20 protein-coding genes are annotated in these 19,274 nt (G+C 68.7%); 6 read left to right on the plus strand and 14 right to left on the minus strand.

The window, feature by feature from the left end; all coding sequences use genetic code 11:
* Positions 1–134: 134 nt before the first annotated feature.
* Together FO470_RS16705 and purE are read right to left on the minus strand one after the other, a co-directional pair.
* Positions 135–1,208: a 5-(carboxyamino)imidazole ribonucleotide synthase gene (locus FO470_RS16705; RefSeq protein ID WP_186292015.1), complete on the minus strand. Its 1,074-nt coding sequence runs from the start codon at positions 1,206–1,208 to the stop codon at positions 135–137.
* 11 nt (positions 1,209–1,219) lie between these two features.
* The gene (purE, locus tag FO470_RS16710) at positions 1,220–1,729 is read right to left on the minus strand and encodes a 5-(carboxyamino)imidazole ribonucleotide mutase (RefSeq protein ID WP_144344126.1); all 510 of its coding nucleotides are present in this window, start codon (positions 1,727–1,729) and stop codon (positions 1,220–1,222) included.
* A gap of 292 nt (positions 1,730–2,021) precedes the next feature.
* Here purE and FO470_RS16715 point away from each other — a divergent pair, with 292 nt between their 5' ends.
* Both FO470_RS16715 and mepK read left to right on the plus strand, forming a co-directional pair.
* Positions 2,022–4,145 carry a L,D-transpeptidase family protein gene (locus tag FO470_RS16715; RefSeq protein ID WP_144344127.1) on the plus strand — a complete coding sequence of 708 codons (2,124 nt, stop codon included), beginning with the start codon at positions 2,022–2,024 and terminating at the stop codon, positions 4,143–4,145.
* A 327-nt stretch (positions 4,146–4,472) separates the two neighbouring features.
* Complete coding sequence (gene mepK / locus FO470_RS16720; protein WP_144344128.1) at positions 4,473–6,041, plus strand: peptidoglycan L,D-endopeptidase MepK; 1,569 nt, start codon at positions 4,473–4,475, stop codon at positions 6,039–6,041.
* 129 nt (positions 6,042–6,170) lie between these two features.
* On the opposite strand, the gene FO470_RS16725 is transcribed toward mepK, so the two are convergent.
* From FO470_RS16725 to FO470_RS16735, 3 genes are all read right to left on the minus strand, one after another.
* Positions 6,171–6,449 (minus strand): DUF2312 domain-containing protein, encoded by a 279-nt coding sequence (locus FO470_RS16725; RefSeq protein WP_144344129.1) that lies wholly within the window; start codon positions 6,447–6,449, stop codon positions 6,171–6,173.
* Positions 6,450–6,637: 188 nt separating this feature from the next.
* Entirely contained in the window at positions 6,638–6,940 is a 303-nt protein-coding gene (locus tag FO470_RS16730; protein WP_144344130.1) for a DUF1244 domain-containing protein, read from the minus strand.
* Positions 6,941–6,993: 53 nt separating this feature from the next.
* Positions 6,994–7,857, minus strand: a complete 864-nt coding sequence (locus FO470_RS16735) for an N-formylglutamate amidohydrolase (protein ID WP_144344131.1) — start codon at positions 7,855–7,857, stop codon at positions 6,994–6,996.
* Positions 7,858–8,031: 174 nt separating this feature from the next.
* Here FO470_RS16735 and FO470_RS16740 point away from each other — a divergent pair, with 174 nt between their 5' ends.
* On the plus strand, positions 8,032–9,324 hold the full coding sequence (locus FO470_RS16740; protein WP_144344132.1) for a glycerate kinase type-2 family protein: 1,293 nt from the start codon (positions 8,032–8,034) through the stop codon (positions 9,322–9,324).
* Positions 9,293–9,826: a DUF1036 domain-containing protein gene (locus tag FO470_RS16745; RefSeq protein ID WP_144344133.1), complete on the plus strand. Its 534-nt coding sequence runs from the start codon at positions 9,293–9,295 to the stop codon at positions 9,824–9,826. Before FO470_RS16740 ends, FO470_RS16745 begins: the two co-directional genes overlap by 32 nt.
* Before the next feature lie 239 nt (positions 9,827–10,065).
* Here the strand turns inward: FO470_RS16745 and FO470_RS16750 are convergent, their stop codons facing one another.
* From FO470_RS16750 to FO470_RS16775, 6 genes are all read right to left on the minus strand, one after another.
* Positions 10,066–11,595 carry a Do family serine endopeptidase gene (locus FO470_RS16750; protein WP_144344134.1) on the minus strand — a complete coding sequence of 510 codons (1,530 nt, stop codon included), beginning with the start codon at positions 11,593–11,595 and terminating at the stop codon, positions 10,066–10,068.
* 165 nt (positions 11,596–11,760) lie between these two features.
* Positions 11,761–11,946, minus strand: coding sequence for a DUF2065 domain-containing protein (locus FO470_RS16755; protein WP_144344135.1), 186 nt, complete (start codon positions 11,944–11,946; stop codon positions 11,761–11,763).
* A gap of 11 nt (positions 11,947–11,957) precedes the next feature.
* Positions 11,958–12,875 carry a protease modulator HflC gene (hflC, locus tag FO470_RS16760; protein WP_144344136.1) on the minus strand — a complete coding sequence of 306 codons (918 nt, stop codon included), beginning with the start codon at positions 12,873–12,875 and terminating at the stop codon, positions 11,958–11,960.
* Positions 12,872–14,029, minus strand: coding sequence for an FtsH protease activity modulator HflK (hflK, locus tag FO470_RS16765; protein WP_144344137.1), 1,158 nt, complete (start codon positions 14,027–14,029; stop codon positions 12,872–12,874). The genes hflC and hflK overlap by 4 nt, the downstream gene beginning before the upstream one ends.
* A 180-nt stretch (positions 14,030–14,209) precedes the next feature.
* Complete coding sequence (locus FO470_RS16770) at positions 14,210–14,485, minus strand: ribbon-helix-helix domain-containing protein (RefSeq protein WP_144344138.1); 276 nt, start codon at positions 14,483–14,485, stop codon at positions 14,210–14,212.
* A complete protein-coding gene (locus tag FO470_RS16775; RefSeq protein WP_244616782.1) occupies positions 14,482–14,679 on the minus strand; it encodes a DUF4169 family protein in 198 nt (65 codons plus the stop codon). Before FO470_RS16775 ends, FO470_RS16770 begins: the two co-directional genes overlap by 4 nt.
* Positions 14,680–15,081: 402 nt before the next feature.
* On the opposite strand from FO470_RS16775, the gene fumC reads away from it, so the two are divergent.
* Both fumC and FO470_RS16785 read left to right on the plus strand, forming a co-directional pair.
* A complete protein-coding gene (gene fumC / locus FO470_RS16780) occupies positions 15,082–16,473 on the plus strand; it encodes a class II fumarate hydratase (protein ID WP_144344140.1) in 1,392 nt (463 codons plus the stop codon).
* 132 nt (positions 16,474–16,605) lie between these two features.
* Positions 16,606–17,247 (plus strand): Spy/CpxP family protein refolding chaperone, encoded by a 642-nt coding sequence (locus FO470_RS16785; RefSeq protein WP_144344141.1) that lies wholly within the window; start codon positions 16,606–16,608, stop codon positions 17,245–17,247.
* A gap of 87 nt (positions 17,248–17,334) precedes the next feature.
* Here the strand turns inward: FO470_RS16785 and FO470_RS16790 are convergent, their stop codons facing one another.
* The 3 genes from FO470_RS16790 to FO470_RS16800 form a co-directional block, all read right to left on the minus strand.
* Positions 17,335–17,814 carry a GNAT family N-acetyltransferase gene (locus FO470_RS16790; RefSeq protein ID WP_144344142.1) on the minus strand — a complete coding sequence of 160 codons (480 nt, stop codon included), beginning with the start codon at positions 17,812–17,814 and terminating at the stop codon, positions 17,335–17,337.
* 80 nt (positions 17,815–17,894) lie between these two features.
* The gene (locus FO470_RS16795) at positions 17,895–18,689 is read right to left on the minus strand and encodes a thymidylate synthase (RefSeq protein WP_144344143.1); all 795 of its coding nucleotides are present in this window, start codon (positions 18,687–18,689) and stop codon (positions 17,895–17,897) included.
* Between the two features lie 96 nt (positions 18,690–18,785).
* Positions 18,786–19,172: a hypothetical protein gene (locus tag FO470_RS16800; protein WP_144344144.1), complete on the minus strand. Its 387-nt coding sequence runs from the start codon at positions 19,170–19,172 to the stop codon at positions 18,786–18,788.
* Between the last annotated feature and the right edge of the window lie 102 nt (positions 19,173–19,274).

Raw genomic sequence — 19,274 nt, forward strand, 5'->3', positions numbered from 1 at the left:
GCGGACCGTGAGCGTTGCGATGCCCATCATTACGCCGGCCGGTGTGGCGATCTTACAATAACGCACCCGCACTTTCGCGTGAGACCGGCGCCGCGTGAGACCGGCGGCGTGCGCCGCCGGCGCGCGGCGGTGGTTCACTCCTCGAAGATGCGCGTCACATGGCCCATCTTGCGGCCGGGACGAGCTTCTTCCTTGCCGTAGAGATGCAGGTGGGCGCCGGGCTCGTCGAGAACGGCGAGCCATTCGTCGGCCTCGTCGCCGATGAGATTGGTCATTTCCACCCGGCCGAGCCGCTCGACCGCGCCGAGGGGCCAGCCGGCGATGGCGCGCACATGCTGCTCGAACTGGCTGGTGACGGCGCCGTCCAGCGTCCAGTGCCCGGAATTGTGCACGCGCGGGGCGATTTCGTTGACGATGAGGCCCTGCGTGCCGTCCACCACCACGAGGAACATCTCGACCGCGAACACGCCGACATAGCCGAGCGCCTCGCCGATGCGCCGCGCGATCTCCCGCGAGACCGCCTCGACGGCCGGGGTTACCTCGGCCGGGACGGTGGAGCGGTAGAGAATGTGATGGCGGTGCTCGTTCTGCGTCACCTCATAGGCGGCGAAGCGCCCGTCCCCGGTACGGGCGGCGACGACGGAGACCTCGCACTCGAAGGGCACGAAGCCTTCGAGGATCGCCGGCTGGTGGCCGATCGCGGTGAAGGCGGCGGCGAGATCGTCGCCCTCGCGGATGATCACCTGTCCCTTGCCGTCATAGCCGAAGCGGCGCGTCTTCAGCACCGCCGGCCGGCCGATCTCCTGGAGCGCCTGCTCCAGCTCCGCCACGCTGTTCACCGCGGCGAAGGGGGCGGTCTCGATGCCGAGGCGGGAGACGAAGGTCTTCTCCTCCAGCCGGTCCTGGGTGATGCCCAGCGCCTTCGCGCCCGGATGCACCGGCACGTGGCCGGCGAGGAAATCGGCGGTGTAGACCGGCACGTTCTCGAATTCATAGGTGACGACGTCGACCGACCGGGCGAAGCGCTCCAGCGCGGCGAGGTCGTCATAGGCGGCCTGCGTGTGGGTGCTGGCCACGTCGAAGGCCGGGCTGCCGGCCTCCGGCGCGTAGATGTGCGCCTTCAGCCCCAGCGGGGCGGCGGCGAGGGCGATCATGCGGGCGAGCTGGCCCCCGCCGAGAATGCCGATGGTGGCGCCGGGCTTCAGCATGTAGGACGCGTTCACTCGGGCCGCTCCGTCACGGCGGCGGTGCGCGCCGCCCGCCACTGCGCCAGCCGCTCGGCCAGGGCCTCGTCGGAGACGGCGAGGACGGCGGCGGCGAGCAGGCCGGCATTGGTCGCCCCGGCCTTGCCGATGGCGAGGGTGCCCACCGGGATGCCGGCGGGCATCTGGACGATGGAATAGAGGCTGTCGAGGCCGGAAAGCGCCTTCGATTCCACCGGTACGCCGAAGACGGGCAGGGTGGTGAGCGAGGCGACCATGCCGGGCAGATGGGCCGCGCCGCCGGCGCCCGCGATGATGACCTTGTAGCCGGCCGCCTTCGCGCCCTTGGCGAAGTCGTACATGCGGTCGGGCGTGCGGTGGGCGGAGACGATGCGGCAGTCATGGCCGACCCCCAGCGCCTGCAGCGTTTCGGCCGCGTGGCGCATGGTCTCCCAGTCCGACTGGCTCCCCATGATGATGGCGACGGGCCGCCGGTCGGTGGCCGTTCCGGCCGTCAGGTCGCTCATTCTCTTGCTCGTACCCCCGCGGGAAAGGCGCGGATTATAGGAATCGCGGCATCTTCGGCAAGGGATGACGGGGCGCCCCGCGTTTCGTTCTCCCCAATGTCGCGCGGAACGAACATGCTTAACACGACCTTTACTCGCGCAGGGCAAGGTGCGCGCTGGAGATCGGCCGGATTCGGACACTCTGCCGTCATCGTGAGTTGAACGGTTGAGGGTTCGCGTTGGAATGTAGTTGGATACCCAAGGGCGTCCCTACGGCCGGTCCGGCGTGGTGAGAGAGGAAGCGGAGACATCGATGTCCGGTCGCGGCGAGTATGGTGCGGGGCGTAGCCACGGCGTGCAGTCTTCGGGAACGCGGCGCCTGAGGGGCGCGGCGGCGCTGCTGCTGTCGGCGGCGACGGGCCTGGGGCTGGCGACCTTCAGCGGCAAGCTGACCGGCAATCCCTTCACGGCACGGGCGCAGGAGCTGACCGGCGCCGCCATCGCCGTCGATCGCGCGGGCAGCGGCACCGGCGACACCGTGGCGGCCTTCGATTCGTCCTCGGCCGGCATGCGCGACACCGGACATGCGGCCTCGCCCCTGCCGGTGGTCGCCGACGACCACGCCCCCTTCGACATGGCCGGCGAGCGCCGCCGCGTGGGACCGGCGCCCGGCGCCGCGCTCGCCATGCATGCCGAGCCCGCCCCCTTCGCGCTGCAGGCGGATGTGCCCGCCGAGCCGGCGGTCGGTCGCGGCGCGCCGGAGACCGGCACCGGCACGGCGACGCCGGGCGCGGCTTCCGGGAACGCGGCGACGCCCGCCACTCCCGCTCCGGCGGCGGCGACGCCCGGCGCCGCGCATCCCACCGCCGCCAGCGTTCCGGACGCGGCCGCGCCGGGAGCCACGGTGCCGGCACGCCTCACCGAGATGATCGGTAATCAGCTCATCCGCTTCACCCCCAATGTGGGAGAGCAGCAGGCGCTGGCGGCTTTCTACGGCGCGCGGGGCTATCAGCCGGTCTTCACCGGCGGCAAGGGCATCGCCCCGCTCGGCCAGATCGCGCTCGACCAGTTCGCGGCCTCGGCGGTGGAAGGGCTGAACCCGGCGGACTACCTCGTGCCGGCGCTGCCGGCCTCGCCGAGCGATACGCAGCTCGCCGAAATGGAACTGCGCCTCGCGGCGACGACGCTGCTCTATGCGCGCCATGTGCAGAGCGGGCGTTTCGACCCGAAGATCATCTCCAAGGACGTCGATCCAAACCCGACCGTTCCGGACCCCGCCGCCGTGCTGGCGACGGTGAGCACGGCGCCCAATGCGCGCGCCGCCTTCGAATCCTTCGCCCCGCAATATGACGAGTATCGCCTGCTCAAGACCCAGCTCGCGCGGCTGATGACCGAGGGTCAGGCGGTCTCCCACGCGGCGATCCCGCCGGGTCCGTCGCTGCGTCCGGGCGACAATGATCCGCGCGTGCCGCTGCTGCGGGCGCGGCTCGGCATCGGCGGCGCGCCGGAGGATTCGGTCTACGATCCGATGCTCGTGGACGCCGTGCGCGAGTTCCAGCGCCTGTCCGGCCAGAGCGCGGACGGCATTGTCGGCCGCGGCACGCTGGCGGCGCTGAATGCCGGGGCCAGTGGCGACCGGCTCCACGACATCGTGGCCAACATGGAACGCTGGCGCTGGGTGCCGCACGACGTGGCGCCGGTCTATGTGATGGTGAACATCCCCGAATACATGGTGCGCATCGTCGTCAACGAGCAGGCCGTGCACGAGACCCGCGTGGTCGTCGGCAAGCCCGAGAACCAGACGCCGATCATGTCGGAGAACATGCAGTACGCGGTGTTCAACCCGTCCTGGAACGTGCCGCCCGGCATCATCCGCAACGAGATGCTGCCCAAGCTGATGGCCGACCCCTATGCGCTGGAGCGCCAGGGCATCGACGTGGTGCGCAACGGGCGCATCATCGATCCGGGCTCGGTGAACTGGAGCCGGGGCGCGCAGGGCTATTCCTTCCGCCAGGCACCGGGCGAGCGCAACGCGCTGGGCCGCATGAAGTTCATGTTCCCGAACAAGCACGCGGTCTATCTGCACGACACGCCGAGCCGCTCGCTGTTCTCCCGCGACCGCCGGGCCTTCAGCCATGGCTGCGTGCGCGTGCACGAGCCGCTGGCCTTCGCCGAGGCGCTGTTCGCCGTCGGCTCGCCGGGCGAGGGGTGGAGCCAGCAGCGGCTGTCGCGGCTGGTCGGGGGCAATGAGAAGTCGCTGCCGCTCAAGCAGCGCTTCCCGGTGCACCTCGTCTACTTCACCACCTATGTCGACGGCACCGGCCAGCTGGTCACCCGCGAGGATATCTACGGCACCAACGCCGCGACCAAGGCGATCCTCGGCCTCGACGGCACGCGGCGGGTCGCCGATCGCGGCGCGGCGGTCCGCCCGCGCTGACGCCGTCTGCTGGCGCGGAAGGCTCATCCTCGTTTCTCGCATATGCGAAGGCGCCTGTAGCGCGCCTTCGCGGGGCTGCGTGCACAGTCGCCTGTGGCTCATTTGACACGCATCAGAGAAAAATCCGCCGATGTGTGATGAGCTGTCGAAAATTTGACGGTGCGGCACTCTTTTGCCACAGTCGCTTCTTAGCCAGAGAGGCAATAGGCGTGGGGGTGAGGTCGTAATGACCTCTTAACCAAACCCGAGAAGACTATGTTCACCATGTACGGCCCGGACGTGTTGTCCGTGTCGTCTCAAGGAAACGTTCAGTTCGGGTTCCGATTCGTGCGCATCAATCTCGCTCTTCGCTCCGGAAAGTCTGTCGCCGCCGTCGCGCTCGCCGTGGCCGCGACGCTGTGCAGCGCGAATTTATTGCAGGACGCCGTCGCGAACGGCGACACGCGCACGCTGAGCTTCCAGCACGTCCATTCCGGTGCCAGCGCCACCGTCACCTTCAAGCGGAACGGCCGCTACGATCCGGCCGCGCTGAAGCAGCTCAACATTCTCATGCAGGATTGGCGCCGCAAGGAGCCGACCAACATGGACCCCCAGCTCTTCGACATCGTCTGGGAGGTCTATCGCGAGGTCGGCGCGACGCAGCCGATCCAGGTGATCGGCGGCTACCGCTCCCCGGCGACCAATTCCATGCTGCGCTCGCGCTCGCGCGGCGTCGCCAAGTCCAGCCAGCACATGCTCGGCAAGGCGATGGACTTCTACATTCCCGGCGTGCCGCTGGCGAAGGTCCGCGAGGCCGGGCTGCGCCTGCAGCGCGGCGGCGTCGGCTTCTACCCCACCTCCGGCTCGCCCTTCGTGCATATGGACACCGGCGGCGTGCGCCACTGGCCGCGCATGACCCGGCCCGAGCTCGCCCGCGTGTTCCCGGACGGCAAGACCGTGCACATCCCGGCCGACGGCAAGCCGATGTCCGGCTATGCGATGGCCCTCGCCGATATCGAATCGCACGGCTCGCGTGCCGGCGGCGCCGGTGCCGCCTTCGCCTCGAACAGCCGCGGCACGGCGTCCGGCAAGCCGGCCAAGAATCTCTTCGCCGCCCTGTTCGGCAAGGATGAGGACGAGGAGGAGAGCGCCGCCCCGGTCGTCGCGGCTGCCGCTCCCGCCAAGCCGGCGCCGGCGGCCGCCCCGGCCGTGGATGACGAGGAAGCCCCTGCGGCGCCCGTCGCCGTCGCCTCCGCCGCTCCGGTGCCGCGTCCCCAGCCCAATCCGCTGTCGCGCGTCGCGGCCCTCGAACCCGCCGCGATCCCGGCTCCGGCCGACAACCGCGCGGAGCTGGCGGCGCTCGCCGCCGCCGTCCCGCTGCCGCAGGCGCGTCCCGCGCAGGCGCCAGACGCGACCATGGTGGTCGCCAGCGCCGGTGCGCCCGTGCCGCGGCCGCAGGCCCGTCCCGGCGACGCCGGCGGCCTGCCCGAGCTCATCGTGCGCGGCACCGACGGCGCCGGCCCGGCGCTCTCCTACGCGGACGCCACCGCCCCGCTCTTCCCGTCCGAGCGCCTCCAGCCCGGCCGCGCGCCGGCCGGCGCGGCCGATGCCGCCCGTCCGACCCCGGCGGCCGCCGCTCAGGCGCGCAACAAGCGCCGCAGCCACTCGGCGGACATGCTGGCGGAGATCCGTCGCCTGTTCAGCGGCCCGACGGTGGCCAACAACGTCAACCTGCGCACGCCGGAGCTGCACCGTTTCGCGGCCTTCGTGGCGCCGCCGCGCCAGGTGGTGGAGACGCATTTCGGCACCGATGGCACGAATGGCCTGTCGACCACGCAGTTCACCGGGGCGGCGATCGTCGCGGTGCCGGTGGTGGCGATGGTGTCGGGGCCGGCGCCGATCAAGAAGCGCCTGTGAGGCGACGCCCGCCATCGCGCGGGCGTCAGAGCGGCGTTTCGACCTGATCATCAAACAAAAAGCCCCGGGAACGGCCTGTTCCCGGGGCTTTTTGTTCGGCGGCAGCGATCGTGCCGGAGAGCGGTGGCCTCAGCCGACCATGCCCAGCGCCTGCAGGTAGAGATCGACGATCGCCTCATGCTCGGCCCGCTGGTCGGCATCCTGCTTGCGGATCTTCAGGATCTCGCGCAGCGCCTTCACGTCGAAGCCGGTGCCCTTGGCTTCGGCGAACACGTCCTTGATGTCGTCGGAAATGGTCTTCTTCTCCTCCTCGAGGCGCTCGATGCGCTCGATGAAGGATTTGAGCTGCTCCTTGGCGAAGCCGGCGGCGGCGTCGGACAGCGGCTGGTCGTTGGGAATATCGGACATGGTCTCTCCAGGGCGGCGGGCGGAGCCCGGCGTCTAGAACACAAATTGGGCGGCGATCAGGAACGGAACAGAGCCGGCCCGTCAAGGCGCGGATGGTGCCCGAGGGCCGCAGGGCCGCCGCCTACGCCCGCTATCCACTGGCAAAGGGGCGGGTTCGGCGCCGGACGGGCCGCACATGGCAGGAGGGGTCAGTGCGAGCCCGGCCCGGTGAAGGCGGCTTTCTGCTCGGGCGTCGCCTCGGCCTGATAGGTGGCCTTCCACTCCTCATAGGGCATGCCGTAGACGGCCACGCGGCTCTCGTCCTTGGTCAGCGGCACGCCGCGTTCCTTGGCGGCGTCGAGATACCAGTTCGACAGGCAGTTGCGGCAGAAGCCGGCGAGATTCATCAGGTCGATGTTCTGCACGTCGGTGCGCGCGCGCAGATGCGCGACGAGGCGGCGGAAGGCGGCGGCTTCCAGCTCGGTACGGGTCTTGTCGTCGAGTTCGCTCATTGTGTGCCTCCCGGCATGGCGCGTGTGACGTCTGCGACGTGGCGCCGTCTTCGCTAGATAGGCGGAACAGGGCCGGTGCGCGAGCCGTAGGAGCGCACTTCGTGCAGTTCGGGCCGGGCGAGCAGTGCCGGCAGCAGGCCGGCAAGGCGGTCCGCCCACCGGCGCTGGCCATCCTCTTCCGCGATCAGGTCCTGCCGGATCTCCAGCAGCGTATGGGCGAGGCCGCGCAGCGTGCCATGGCGGAACAGGCAGTCGCCGCGCAGCGCGCCGTCATAGGGCTCGTTGTCGCCGACGATGAGGTCCCCTGGCGCCCTGAGCCCGTCGATCAGCTCGCGGCTGAGGCGCGGATCGCTGTCCCACAGCACCGCGGCGTGCCAGGGGCGCGCCACGCCGCGCCAGACGGGCGTGAAGCTGTGCATGGAGAAGATGGCGGGCACGATTCCCCGCTCCAGCGCGGCGTCGATCTCCGCATCGATGGCGGCGTGATAGGGGCGGTGAAAGCGGGTGAGCCGGCGCTCGATCTCGTCCGCGGCGGCGTGACGGTTTCCGGGAATCACCGCGCCGTCGGAAAGGCGCATCACCAGCGTGGGATCGTCCTCGCCGCGGTTGGGGTCGATCAGCAGCCGCGAGAAGCGGGTGAGCAGCGCCGGGCAGCCGAGCCGGTGGGCCAGCATGCGGGTGACGCCGGCGGCGCCGATATCGTAGCCGATGTGGCGGTCCAGTTCGGCCTTGGGCAGGCCGAGCGAGCCATAGCCGGGGGGCAGCGCATTCGAGGCGTGGTCGCAGATCAGGATGAGGCCGCTCTCCAGCCCGCCGGGGATCCGCTCGAAGGCGGCGAAGCCCGGTGCGGCACGGTCGGGCTGTTCCCTTCCGGCGAGATCATCCGTCGCAAGGTCTTCCGTCGAGAGGCGGCGCATATTTCCCCGTGGGCTTCGACTAAGTACGGAGAGGATAGTGACGTGGGGCTCCCCGTGCCATAGGAATACGCCCGTTTCGCGTCGTGCGGCGGATTCGAACCCGTTCGCGCGCAATAATGCAAGGCCGGCCGGTGACACTGGCGGGGAGCCCCTTTCGGGGCGGGGTAGGGTGTGATGACGGACGTTTCGGCGCGTGCCTTTCTTGATCGGCTGTTCACGGCGGCGGTCGCCGCCGCCCATCCCGCGACGTGTCTGCCTCCGGCCCTGCCGCCGCCGCCCGCGCGCGGCCGCCTGATCCTGCTCGCCGCCGGCAAGGCGGCCGGCTCCATGCTGGAAGTCGCCGAGAAGCACTATCTCGACGAGCTCGGCTTCGACCCCGAGCGGCTCGCCGGCATCGGCGTCGCCCGCCATGGCTATGGTCGCCCGACCCGGCAGCTGGAGATGGTCGAGGCGGGGCATCCGGTGCCGGACGCCGCCGGGCTCGCCGGTGCGCAGAAGGCGCTCGACCTCGCCGCCTCGGCGACCGCCGACGATCTGGTCCTGGTGCTGCTTTCCGGCGGCGCCTCGGCCAACTGGATCGCCCCGGCGCTCGGCGTCGAGCTGGACGACAAGCGCGCCCTGACCCGCGCCCTGCTGCGCTCGGGCGCCAACATCACCGAGATCAACACCGTGCGTAAGCACCTCTCGCGCATCAAGGGCGGCCGTCTCGCGGCGCTGGCCCAGCCGGCGAAGGTGGTGACGCTCTCCATCTCCGACGTGCCGGGCGACGATCCGGCGGTCATCGGCTCCGGGCCGACCGTGCCGGACCCGACCACGCTGGCGGAGGCGCGCGACGTGCTGGCCCGCTACCGCATCGACCCGCCGCCCTCCATCGCGGTGGCGCTGCGCGATCCGGCCAATGAATCGCCCAAGCCGGGCGACGCGGCTTTCGCCAATTCCGAATACATCCTCATCGCCCGTCCGGCGGATTCCTTCGTGGCGGCGGAGAAGCTGGCCCGCGAGGCGGGTGTCGAGCCGGTGCTGCTGGGCGACAATCTCGAAGGCGAGGCCCGTGAGGTCGCGGCCGCTCAGGCGGCAAAGGCGCAGGAGCTGAAGGCGGCCGGCAAGAAGGCGGTGCTGCTCTCCGGCGGCGAGCTGACCGTGACCATGCGCGGGCAGGGGCGCGGCGGCCCGAACCAGGAATACGCGCTGGCGCTGGCGGTGGCGCTCGCCGGCGCGCCGGGCATCTACGCGGTGGCCGGCGACACCGACGGCACCGATGGCGGCGGCGGCGACGCCAGCGACCCGGCGGGCGCCTATGTGCTGCCGGATACGCTGGCGCGCGCCAAGGCCGCCGGTCTCGATCCTGCCGCCTTTCTCGCCAATAACGATTCCACCAGCTTTTTCGAGCCCCTGGGAGACCTGCTGAACCCGGGTCCCACCTGCACCAACGTCAATGACTTCCGAGCGGTCCTCGTCGACGAGTAATAGCGCTGCCGCCGGCAGGAAGCCCGGCCGGGCCGCCCTTGGCGCGCTGCTGCCGGTACTCCTCGCGGCGCCGGTGCTGCTTGCGCTGATGCCGACGCCGGCCTCGGCGGATTTCCGCCTGTGCAACCGCTCGACCAGCCGCATCGGCATTGCGCTCGGCTACAAGGACGGCAATGCCTGGGCGACCGAGGGCTGGTGGAACATCGGCCCCAACAGCTGCGAGACGCTGCTGCGCGGCGATCTCGTGGCGCGCTTCTATTACGTCTACGCCATCGACTACGATCTCGGCGGGGAATGGGCCGGCAAGGCCTATATGTGCACGCGCGAGAAGGAGTTCACCATTCGCGGCATCGAGAACTGCCTGGCGCGCGGCTATGACCGCACCGGCTTTTTCGAGGTGGACACGCAGGAACAGAAGAGCTGGACCGTGCAGCTCACCGAGCGCAAGTCGCAGCAGGCGGGCGCGCCGCCGACCGCCCCGCTGCCGCCGAAGAAGCCCTGACGGGCGGGGCGTGCGCGCCTGCCGTTTTCTCCGGCGCTTTCCTGAAAAGATGATGCGATTGCCGGGCTGATCGGACGGTGCCGTGTCGGATGCCGTCATGGGCGCGCATGGCCCCGGCGGGCGTCAATGTCCGTGGCGTATCGGCCGCGATGTCTGCGGCCATGCTCCCCGGGCCGGGGCCCGGGGATGAGGTTGGGATTATCGGGCGAAGCCCGGATCGGCCCGCGGGCGCCTCGATCTCACTCGATCGGCAGGGCGGTGAAGCGGACCTGGCCTTCGGCGTCGGACAGCATGAGCAGGGCGGAGCGCCGGCCCTCCTTCTTGAGCGCCGCCACGCGGTCCTGCACTTCCTTCGGCGTCACCGTCGCTTCCTGATTGACCTCGACGATGAGGTTGCCCGGCGCGATGCCGCGCTCGGCGGCGACCGAGCCCGGCTCGACCGTCACCACCACGACGCCCTTGAGCTCGTCCTTGATCTTGAAGCGGGTGCGCAGCTCCGGCGTCAGCTCGGCCATCTCGACGCCGAGCGCCTTGGTCGTGGCGACCGGGGGCTGCGCGTCCGGCTTCTGCTCGGGCGTCTCGGCCGCGCTGTCCTTGGTTTCTTCCTCGTCGAGGCGACCGACGACGAGCTTGAGCTTGTGCTCCTCGCCCTTGCGGATCACCACGACCTCGACCTGCTTGTCGACCGGCGTGTCGGCCACGATGATCGGCAGGCCGCGCATGTCCTTCACTTCCTTGCCGTCGAAGGTGACGACGACGTCGCCGGCCTTGAGGCCACCCTTGGCGGCGGGGCCTTCCTCGGTGACGCTGCCGACCAGCGCGCCGCGCGGCTTGCCGAGCGACAGGCTCTCGGCGATCTCCGGCGTCACCTGCTGGATGCGCACGCCGATCCAGCCGCGCCGCGTCTCGCCGAACTCCTTGAGCTGGGCGATGATCGGCACGGCGGTGTTCGACGGCACGGCGAAGCCGATGCCGATGGAGCCGCCCGACGGCGAGATGATGGCGGTGTTGATGCCGATCACGTCGCCGTCCATGTTGAACAGCGGGCCGCCGGAATTGCCGCGGTTGATGGCCGCGTCGGTCTGCAGGAAGTTGTCGTAGGGCCCGGAGTTGATGTCGCGGTTGCGGGCCGAGATCACGCCCACGGTGAGCGTGCCGCCGAGGCCGAACGGGTTGCCGATGGCCATCACCCAGTCGCCGACGCGCAGAATGTCGGAATTGCCGAACTTCACCGCCTTGAGCGGCTTGTCCTTCTCGGGCGTCACCTTGAGCAGGGCGAGGTCGATCTTGGTGTCGCGGCCGACCACCTCGGCCTTCAGCTTGGTGCCGTCGGAGAAGTTGGCGAAGATCTCGTCGGCGTCGGCGATGACGTGGTTGTTGGTGACGATGTAGCCGGTCGCGTCGATGACGAAGCCCGAGCCGAGCGAGGAGACGCGGCGCGGGGCGTTGTCCTCGCCCTGCTGCTGGCGGCGCTTGAAGAATTCCTCGAAGAACTCCTCGAAGGGCGAGCCGGGCGGCAGCTCCGGCGTCGGCACGCCGCGCGAGGGGGCGACGGTCTGCGAGGTGGAGATGTTCACCACCGCGTCCATCACCTGGGCGGCGGTGTCGGCGACCGTGTCCGGTCCCTTGGTGGCGGCGGCGAGCGTGGCAGTCGGTGCGGCGAAGGCGGATGCGACCATCAGGCCGGCGGCAGCAAGGCCGCGCATCAGGCGGCGGCCGCGGGGCGGCGCGGGACGGTTGCGAACGATACGCTCAACACGCTGAAACATAAGGCCTCCTAGGTGCCGCTGCGCCGCAGGGGCGGTGCCGCCACGCCGAATGGGCGGCACGGTTGCGCGCCGTGCGCCGCGATCCGACCGACGCTAACCCGCGCCGGGCGTGATGCAAGCCAAAAGCGCGCGAGGCGGGAGGCGTGCGGCTGACCCGGAGACGGATCAGCCGCGGATCAGCCACACGATGAGGACGCCGAGAATGGCACCGCCGATGCCGGCGATGCGCAGGGGCATGTCGGGCACCTGTCCGATCGCCTCCGCGGCGTGGCGAACCGCGCCGGGGATGGCGGCCAGCATCAGTCCCTCGATCACCAGGACGAGGCCGAGGGCGACGACGAGATCGGACATTGCCCGCCGCGTCAGTTGGCGGGCGCGGCCGGGGCGGCGCCGGCGGAAGCCGGAGCCGGAGCGGTCGGCGCGGGATTGTTGAAGAACCGGAAGAACTCCGAATCCGGCGTCAGCAGCATCCGCGTATCCCCGCTCTTCATCGAGGCCTCGTAGGCCTGCATGGATCGATAGAAGTCGAAGAATTGCTTATCGCGTCCATAGGCCTGCGCGAAGATCTCGTTGCGCTGGGCCTCGCCCTCGCCGCGCAGCTTGTCGCCGGTGGCGTTCGCCTCGGCGACGATGATCGTCGAATCGCGATCGGCGCGCGAGCGGATGGTCTGCGCCGCCTCGCCGCCCTGAGCGCGGATTTCGGACGCCTCGCGCTGGCGCTCGGTCTGCATGCGCTGGAACACCGCCTGGCTGTTGGCTTCCGGCAGGTCGGCGCGGCGGATGCGCACGTCGATCACGCTGATGCCGAAGCCGGCGGCCTCGCGGTTCACCTGATCGCGGATACGGGCCATCAGGTTCTCGCGTTGGTCGCGGACCACCTCGGTGAAGGTGGATTCGCCGAGCACCCGGCGCAGCGACGAGTTGAGGATGGTGGCGAGACGCGAATTGGCGCCCTCGATCGACCCGACCGACTGGTAGAAGCGCAGCGGGTTGACGATGCGGTAGCGCGCGAAGGCGTCCACCACGAGGCGCTTCTGGTCGGCGGCGATCACTTCCTGCGAGGGGTTCTCGAGGTCGAGGATGCGCTTGTCGACGAAGATCACGCTGTCCACCAGCGGGATCTTCACGTTGAGGCCGGGCTGCTCGATCACGCGCACGGGCTCGCCGAAGCGCAGCACCAGCGCCTGCTGGGTCTGGTAGACCGAGAACAGCGCGGAATAGAGGACGATCAGGATCGCGGCGGCGACGACCGCGAGGATCAGGCCGAGGCTGTTCTTCATTTCGCAGCTCCCTGGCCGGCCGCCGGGGCGGCGCCGCGACCACTGAGCGGGGCGAGCGGCAGATAGGGGACGACACCGGAAGTTCCGCTCGCCGCCTGATCGATGATGACCTTGTCCATGCCGCCGAACACGCGCTCCATGGTTTCGAGATAGAGACGCTGGCGCGTCACGTCCGGCGCTTTCTGGTACTCGGTCAGCACGCTGAGGAAGCGCGAGGCCTGACCGCGCGCCTCGATGATCGCGCGCTCCTTGTAGCCCTCGGCGCCCTGGGTGATGCGGGCGGCCTCGCCGCGCGCTTCCGGCACCACGCGGTTGGCGTAGGCCTGCGCCTCGTTCTGCAGGCGCTCGGCGTCGGCGCGTGCGGCCTGCACGTCGCGGAAGGCGTCGATCACCTGCGAGGGCGGATCTACCTTCTGCAGCTGGACCTGGGTGACGAGGATGCCGGACTTGTAGCTGTCGAGCGTGCGCTGCATCAGCTCCTGCACCGCCGTCTCGATGTTCTGGCGGGCGCCGGTGAGGATCGGCTGGATGTTGGTACGGCCGACCACCTCGCGCATGGCGCTTTCGGCCACGGCCTTGATGGTGCCTTCCGGGTTCTGGACGTTGAACAGGAAGTTGGCGGCGCCGATGTCCTCGGCCGAGCCGGGGGCGGCGGGCTTCACCATCCAGAACACGGCGAAGTCGACATCGACGATGTTCTCGTCGCCGGTGAGCATCAGGCTCTCTTCGGAGACGTCGCGCATGGCGGCGCCGCGGCGCGGATCGTCGCCGGTGCGGATGCCGATGTCGATGCGGTTGACGCGCGTGACCTGGGGGGTGAGCACGGTCTCGATCGGGTAGGGGAGGTGGTAGTTCAGGCCGGGATTGGAGGTGGCGACGAACTTGCCGAAGCGCAGCACCACGCCCTGCTCGTCGGGCTCGACGCGGTAGAAGCCGGAGAGCAGCCAGGCCACGATGGCGAGGACCACCACCACGACGATGCCCTTGCCGCTGCCGAAGCCGCCGGGCACGGCGGTGCGCAACCTTTCCTGGCCCCGGCGGATGAGTTCTTCGAGATCGGGAGAATTATTCGGTCCCGACGATTGCGGACCAGTGCCCCAGGGGCCGCGCGGACCACCACCCCATGGCCCACCGCTCTGGTTCTTCCACGACATTCCGCGCCCACTCCGTTTGCGCGCCCGGCAGTGTCAGGGCTCGCATGCGCAGAACCGCCAGACGCCACCGTGCAGGAAAGACCGCGCCCCTCCATGCGAAAAGCGCGGAGAGGCGGTTATAGGTGACGAGGCATTCGGTTACAACGCACCGCCAGTGCCGATATGGTGTACGGCGCGGTCTTACGCAACGGTAGGGCGCGCGGCCGCGTTCCGTTCGGGGGCGTCGATCGTGTCGCGGGTCGGCGGATTGCGGTAATGGGCCAGCACGTAGAGACGGATCGCTGAGGACAAGTTGCCCTGATTGCGCCCCGAATCAATGGAAGCCACAATCTCCGAAAGTGTACTGCGGCGATTTGCGGCGATTTCCTTGAGGGCATCCCAGAACTGATCTTCCAGGCTGACGCTCGTCTTGTGCCCGGCAATCACGATGGACCGCTTAACAACGGGGCTCTTCATGTGTCGTCCTCTCGTATGCGTCTGTGCCCGTCGAGCGACTTTTCATCTTGCCGCTCCTGTGCGGCCTCCAGCTCCCGCTGAGCCTTTGACCGGCCAAACTCCAAACGCCGCGCCGCGGCGTTTTGTTCCGCGTGCGCCCGCGCGATGCGCTTGCGATACCGATTGAGATTTACAATGTCGGCCACGAGCGCCATTTCCAGAACAAAGAGAGAAGAAACGCGGCCAGAAGTTGTTCGCGTCGCTCACTCTTCTTAGTTGATTCGATAATGTCGGCGAAAGTTTGATACTGCCAGATACCGCATTGCGAAAGAGAGTCTAGCTTCATTATTCGTTAAAGTACAAATTTGTCGGGTGTTATATAATTAATTTTGGTCGTTATTTATAAGTATAGAAATACCGCCCCCTTTGTTCGCGCGGTACTTGGTTGCTCTTCGGCTCGCGCCTTCGTGATTCCGAAAGGGGGAATGCGTCAAGCGGGCGTCCCGTCCGAGGTCGCATTTTCCCACATCCTTCCGCATGCTAAACGGACGGCGCACACCCCGGCGTCCCGCCTAATGGCGTGGCCGTGAGACGCCTGATCCCGAAAGGCTTTGACGATGACCAACACCCGCATCGAAACCGACACGTTCGGTCCTATCGAGGTGGAGAACGACAAGTACTGGGGCGCGCAGGCGCAGCGCTCGCTCGGCAACTTCAAGATCGGCTGGGAGAAGCAGCCGCTGCCGGTGATCCGCGCGCTCGGCGTGATCAAGCGGGCGGCGGCGGAGACCAATCAGGAACTTGGCCATCTCGACCCCAAGGTCGCGGCGGCGATCGTCGCGGCGGCGCAGGAGGTGATCGACGGCAAGCTCGACGCGCATTTCCCGCTGGCGGTCTGGCAGACGGGCTCGGGCACGCAGTCGAACATGAACGCCAACGAGGTGATCTCGAACCGCGCCATCGAGATGCTGGGCGGCGAGAAGGGCTCGAAGAAGCCCGTTCACCCGAACGACCACGTCAATATGAGCCAGTCGTCGAACGACACCTATCCGACGGCGATGCACGTCGCCGCGGCGGTGGAGATCGTCCGCCGGCTGCTTCCGGCTCTCGTCAAGCTGCGCGACGCGCTGGCGGAAAAGGCGGAAGCCTGGCAGCACATCATCAAGATCGGCCGCACCCATACGCAGGATGCGACGCCGCTGACGCTTGGCCAGGAGTTCTCCGGCTACACCCAGCAGGTCACGAACGGCATCGCTCGCATCGAGCAGACCCTGCCGGCGCTGATGGAGCTGGCGCAGGGGGGCACCGCTGTCGGCACGGGCCTGAACGCGCCGGTCGGCTTCGCCGAGAAGGTCGCCGCCAAGATCGCGGAGATCACCGGGCTGCCCTTCACCTCGGCGCCGAACAAGTTCGAGGCGCTCGCCGCCCATGACGCCATGGTGTTCTCGCACGGGGCGATCAACACGGTGGCGGTGTCGCTGTTCAAGATCGCCAACGATATCCGCCTGCTCGGCTCGGGCCCGCGCTCCGGCCTCGGCGAGCTTTCCCTGCCGGAGAACGAGCCGGGCTCCTCGATCATGCCGGGCAAGGTGAATCCGACGCAGTGCGAGGCGCTGACGCAGGTGTGCGTGCAGGTGTTCGGCAATAACGCCGCGCTCAGCTTCGCCGGCAGCCAGGGTCATTTCGAGTTGAACGTCTACAACCCGGTGATGGCCTATAACTTCCTGCAGTCCGTGCGCCTGATCGCCGACGCCGCGATCAGCTTCACTGACAATTGCGTCGTCGGCATCGTGCCGCGCGAGGACAATATCAAGGCGGCGCTGGAGCGCTCGCTGATGCTGGTCACCGCGCTGGCGCCAAAGATCGGCTACGATAACGCCGCCAAGATCGCCAAGACCGCGCACAAGAACGGCACCACGCTGCGCGACGAAGCGGTGGGCGGCGGCTATGTCACGAACGAGGAGTTCGACGCGATCGTTCGTCCGGAGAAGATGATTTCTCCCGGTTAATGACTATTCATGAACCTGAATGGCTGTTAATCTTTGTTTCTGAAAGTCATTCAGGTTCATTACCGAAGTTTCATTTGAAGTTCTTCGGTGTCCACTGCAACATCGGTCTCACCTCCACAGGAGATGAGACCGATGAAACGTACGATTATCGCGGCTGCCGCCGCCGCCCTTCTCGCCAGTGCAACGTTTGGCCTGGCCGCGCCGGAACTGAAGTCCGGCGAACGCTCCCGTCCCAGCCCCGAACAGATCGCCGAGTTCGCCGGCGCGATGAGCGATGCCCGCATCGCCGCGCTCAAGGCGGGGCTGCGCCTCACGGCGGAGCAGGAAAAGCTGTGGCCGGCGCTGGAGACCGCGCTTCAGGACGCTTCGAAGGCGCGTATCGAGCGCCGGGCCGAACGCCACGCCGCGAAGGCCGGGCCGGCCAAGGATGAGAATGCCGCGGGCGATGTCGCCAAGGTGGAGCGCCCCGACGTGATCGAGCGCCTGCGCCAGCGTGCCGACGGCATGGTTGAGCGCGGCGCGGCGATGAAGAAGCTGGCCGATGCGGCCGCCCCGCTCTACGACAGCCTCGACGAGGCGCAGAAGCGTCGCTTCGGCGTGCTGTTCCGGCAGGTGCAGCATCCGCACATGGCCTTCGCCGGGCATGACGGCGAGCGGGGCCACGGCGCGCACCGCTTCGGCCCGGGGCGCGGCGGCGAGGGCGGCCCGATGCACCACCGCATGGGCCCCGGCCCGATGCCGGATGGCCCCGCCCCCGAGGGCGAGCCGCTCTGAACGGCGTCTCTCCTTCTTTCGGACCAATGACTCCCGAGCATCCCCGCTCGTACTTGCCGCCGGCTCCGTGCCGGCGGCTTTTTTCGTTCAGCCGGCGGCGAGCTTCTTCAATGCCCCGCCGCTGACCCTCTGCAGGGTCCAGGCGTCCATGGGCAGGGCGCCGATCGCGCGATAGAACCGGATCGCCGGCTCGTTCCAGTTCAGCACCGACCATTCGAAGCGGTCGAGGCTTTCCTCGACGCAGCGGCGGGCGAGATGGCGCATCAGCTCCGTCGCGATGCCCCGCCCGCGGAAGGCCGGCCGCACGAAGAGGTCCTCGAGGAAGATCCCGTGCCGGCCGCGGAAGGTCGAGTAATTGTAGAACCACAGCACGAAGCCGGCCGGCGCGCCCTCCCATTCCGCGATGTCGGAGAACACGCGGGGATTGGGGCCGAAGACGTCGCGTTCGATATCCGCGACCGTGGCACCGACCTCGTGCAGCAGCTTCTCGTATTCGGCGAGCTCGCGCACGAAATCGAAGATGAGCCCGGCGTCGGCGGGCTCGGCGGGGCGAATGGTCAGCGACATCGATATCTCCGGCACAGCGTGGTGGCACCAGCGCTTGCCGGAAGCAGGCCCGCCGGGTCAAGCCCGAAGCCCGTACCGCATCAGACTGCGACGGGCGCCTTGATGGCCGGATGGGGATCGTAGCCCTCGATGGCGATGTCCTCGAAGCGGAAGGCGAAGAGGTCCGCCACCGCTGGATTGAGCTTCAAGGTCGGCAGCGGGCGCGGGGCGCGCGAGAGCTGCTCGTGCACCTGCTCGAGGTGGTTGAGATAGATGTGCGCGTCGCCGAAGGTGTGCACGAAGTCGCCGACCTTCAGCCCCGTCACCTGCGCCACCATGTGGGTGAGCAGGGCATAGGAGGCGATGTTGAACGGCACGCCGAGGAAGATGTCGGCCGAGCGCTGGTAGAGCTGGCAGGAGAGCTTGCCGTCCAGCACGTAGAACTGGAACAGGCAGTGGCAGGGCGGCAGCGCCATCTTCGGCACATCCGCCGGGTTCCAGGCGGAGACGATCAGCCGGCGCGAATCCGGATTGCGGCGGATGTCGGCGACGACCTGCGCGATCTGGTCGATCACGCCGCCATGCCCGTCCGGCCAGGAGCGCCACTGATGGCCGTAGACCGGGCCGAGATCGCCGTTGGCATCGGCCCATTCGTCCCAGATGGAGACGCCGTTCTCCTTGAGGTAACGGATGTTGGTGTCGCCGGCGAGGAACCACAGCAGTTCATGGATGATCGAGCGCAGGTGCAACTTCTTGGTGGTGACGAGCGGGAACCCCTCGGCAAGGTCGAAGCGCATCTGGTGGCCGAACAGGGAGAGCGTGCCCGTCCCGGTGCGGTCGTCCTTGCGCAGGCCCTCGCGCAGCACCCGTTCCAGAAACTCGTGATATTGCCGCATGCCTATCGTCCCGTGGGGTTCGGACCCCACTACATATAGCGCATCGACGCGGGCGGCGCATCCGGCCGCCCGCGTCCGATCGGGTGCTATCAACGCTTAGTCGCAGACCGTGCCGACCGTCACGATGCCGGAGCGCGACTGGCGCTCCACCGTCTGGCAGCCGCTATCGTAGAAGCCGTGGGGCACGGGCTCGGGCGGAAGGGGCGTGCGGCGCACATAGACCTCGGGGGCGAAGGGGCCGTCCGCCGGCTCGGTCACGATGACGCGCTCGGGCGCATCCTCCACGATCACCGGCGCCGGCGCCTCGCGGACGATGACCCTCTCTCCGGCGCCGAGATAGCCGGGCTCCTCGACGACGACCACGCCGGGCCCCACCGGTTCGGCGCTGCGTACATAAAGCTCCTGCGCCAGGCCGGGCGTCACCGCCAGCGCCGTCAGGCCGAGGCCGGTCGCAAGGCCAAGGGTGAAGTTCGCGGTCCTCATGGTCCTGTCTCCATGTCTTCCCCCATACCTGCTCCCCAAACCGTCCCGGAGCGTTCCGGGCGGTGCAGGGGCAAACGGCCGGGAGCGCCGGGCGTTCCACCC

The organism is Ancylobacter moscoviensis (assembly GCF_007559435.1).
Lineage (GTDB): Bacteria > Pseudomonadota > Alphaproteobacteria > Rhizobiales > Xanthobacteraceae > Ancylobacter > Ancylobacter moscoviensis.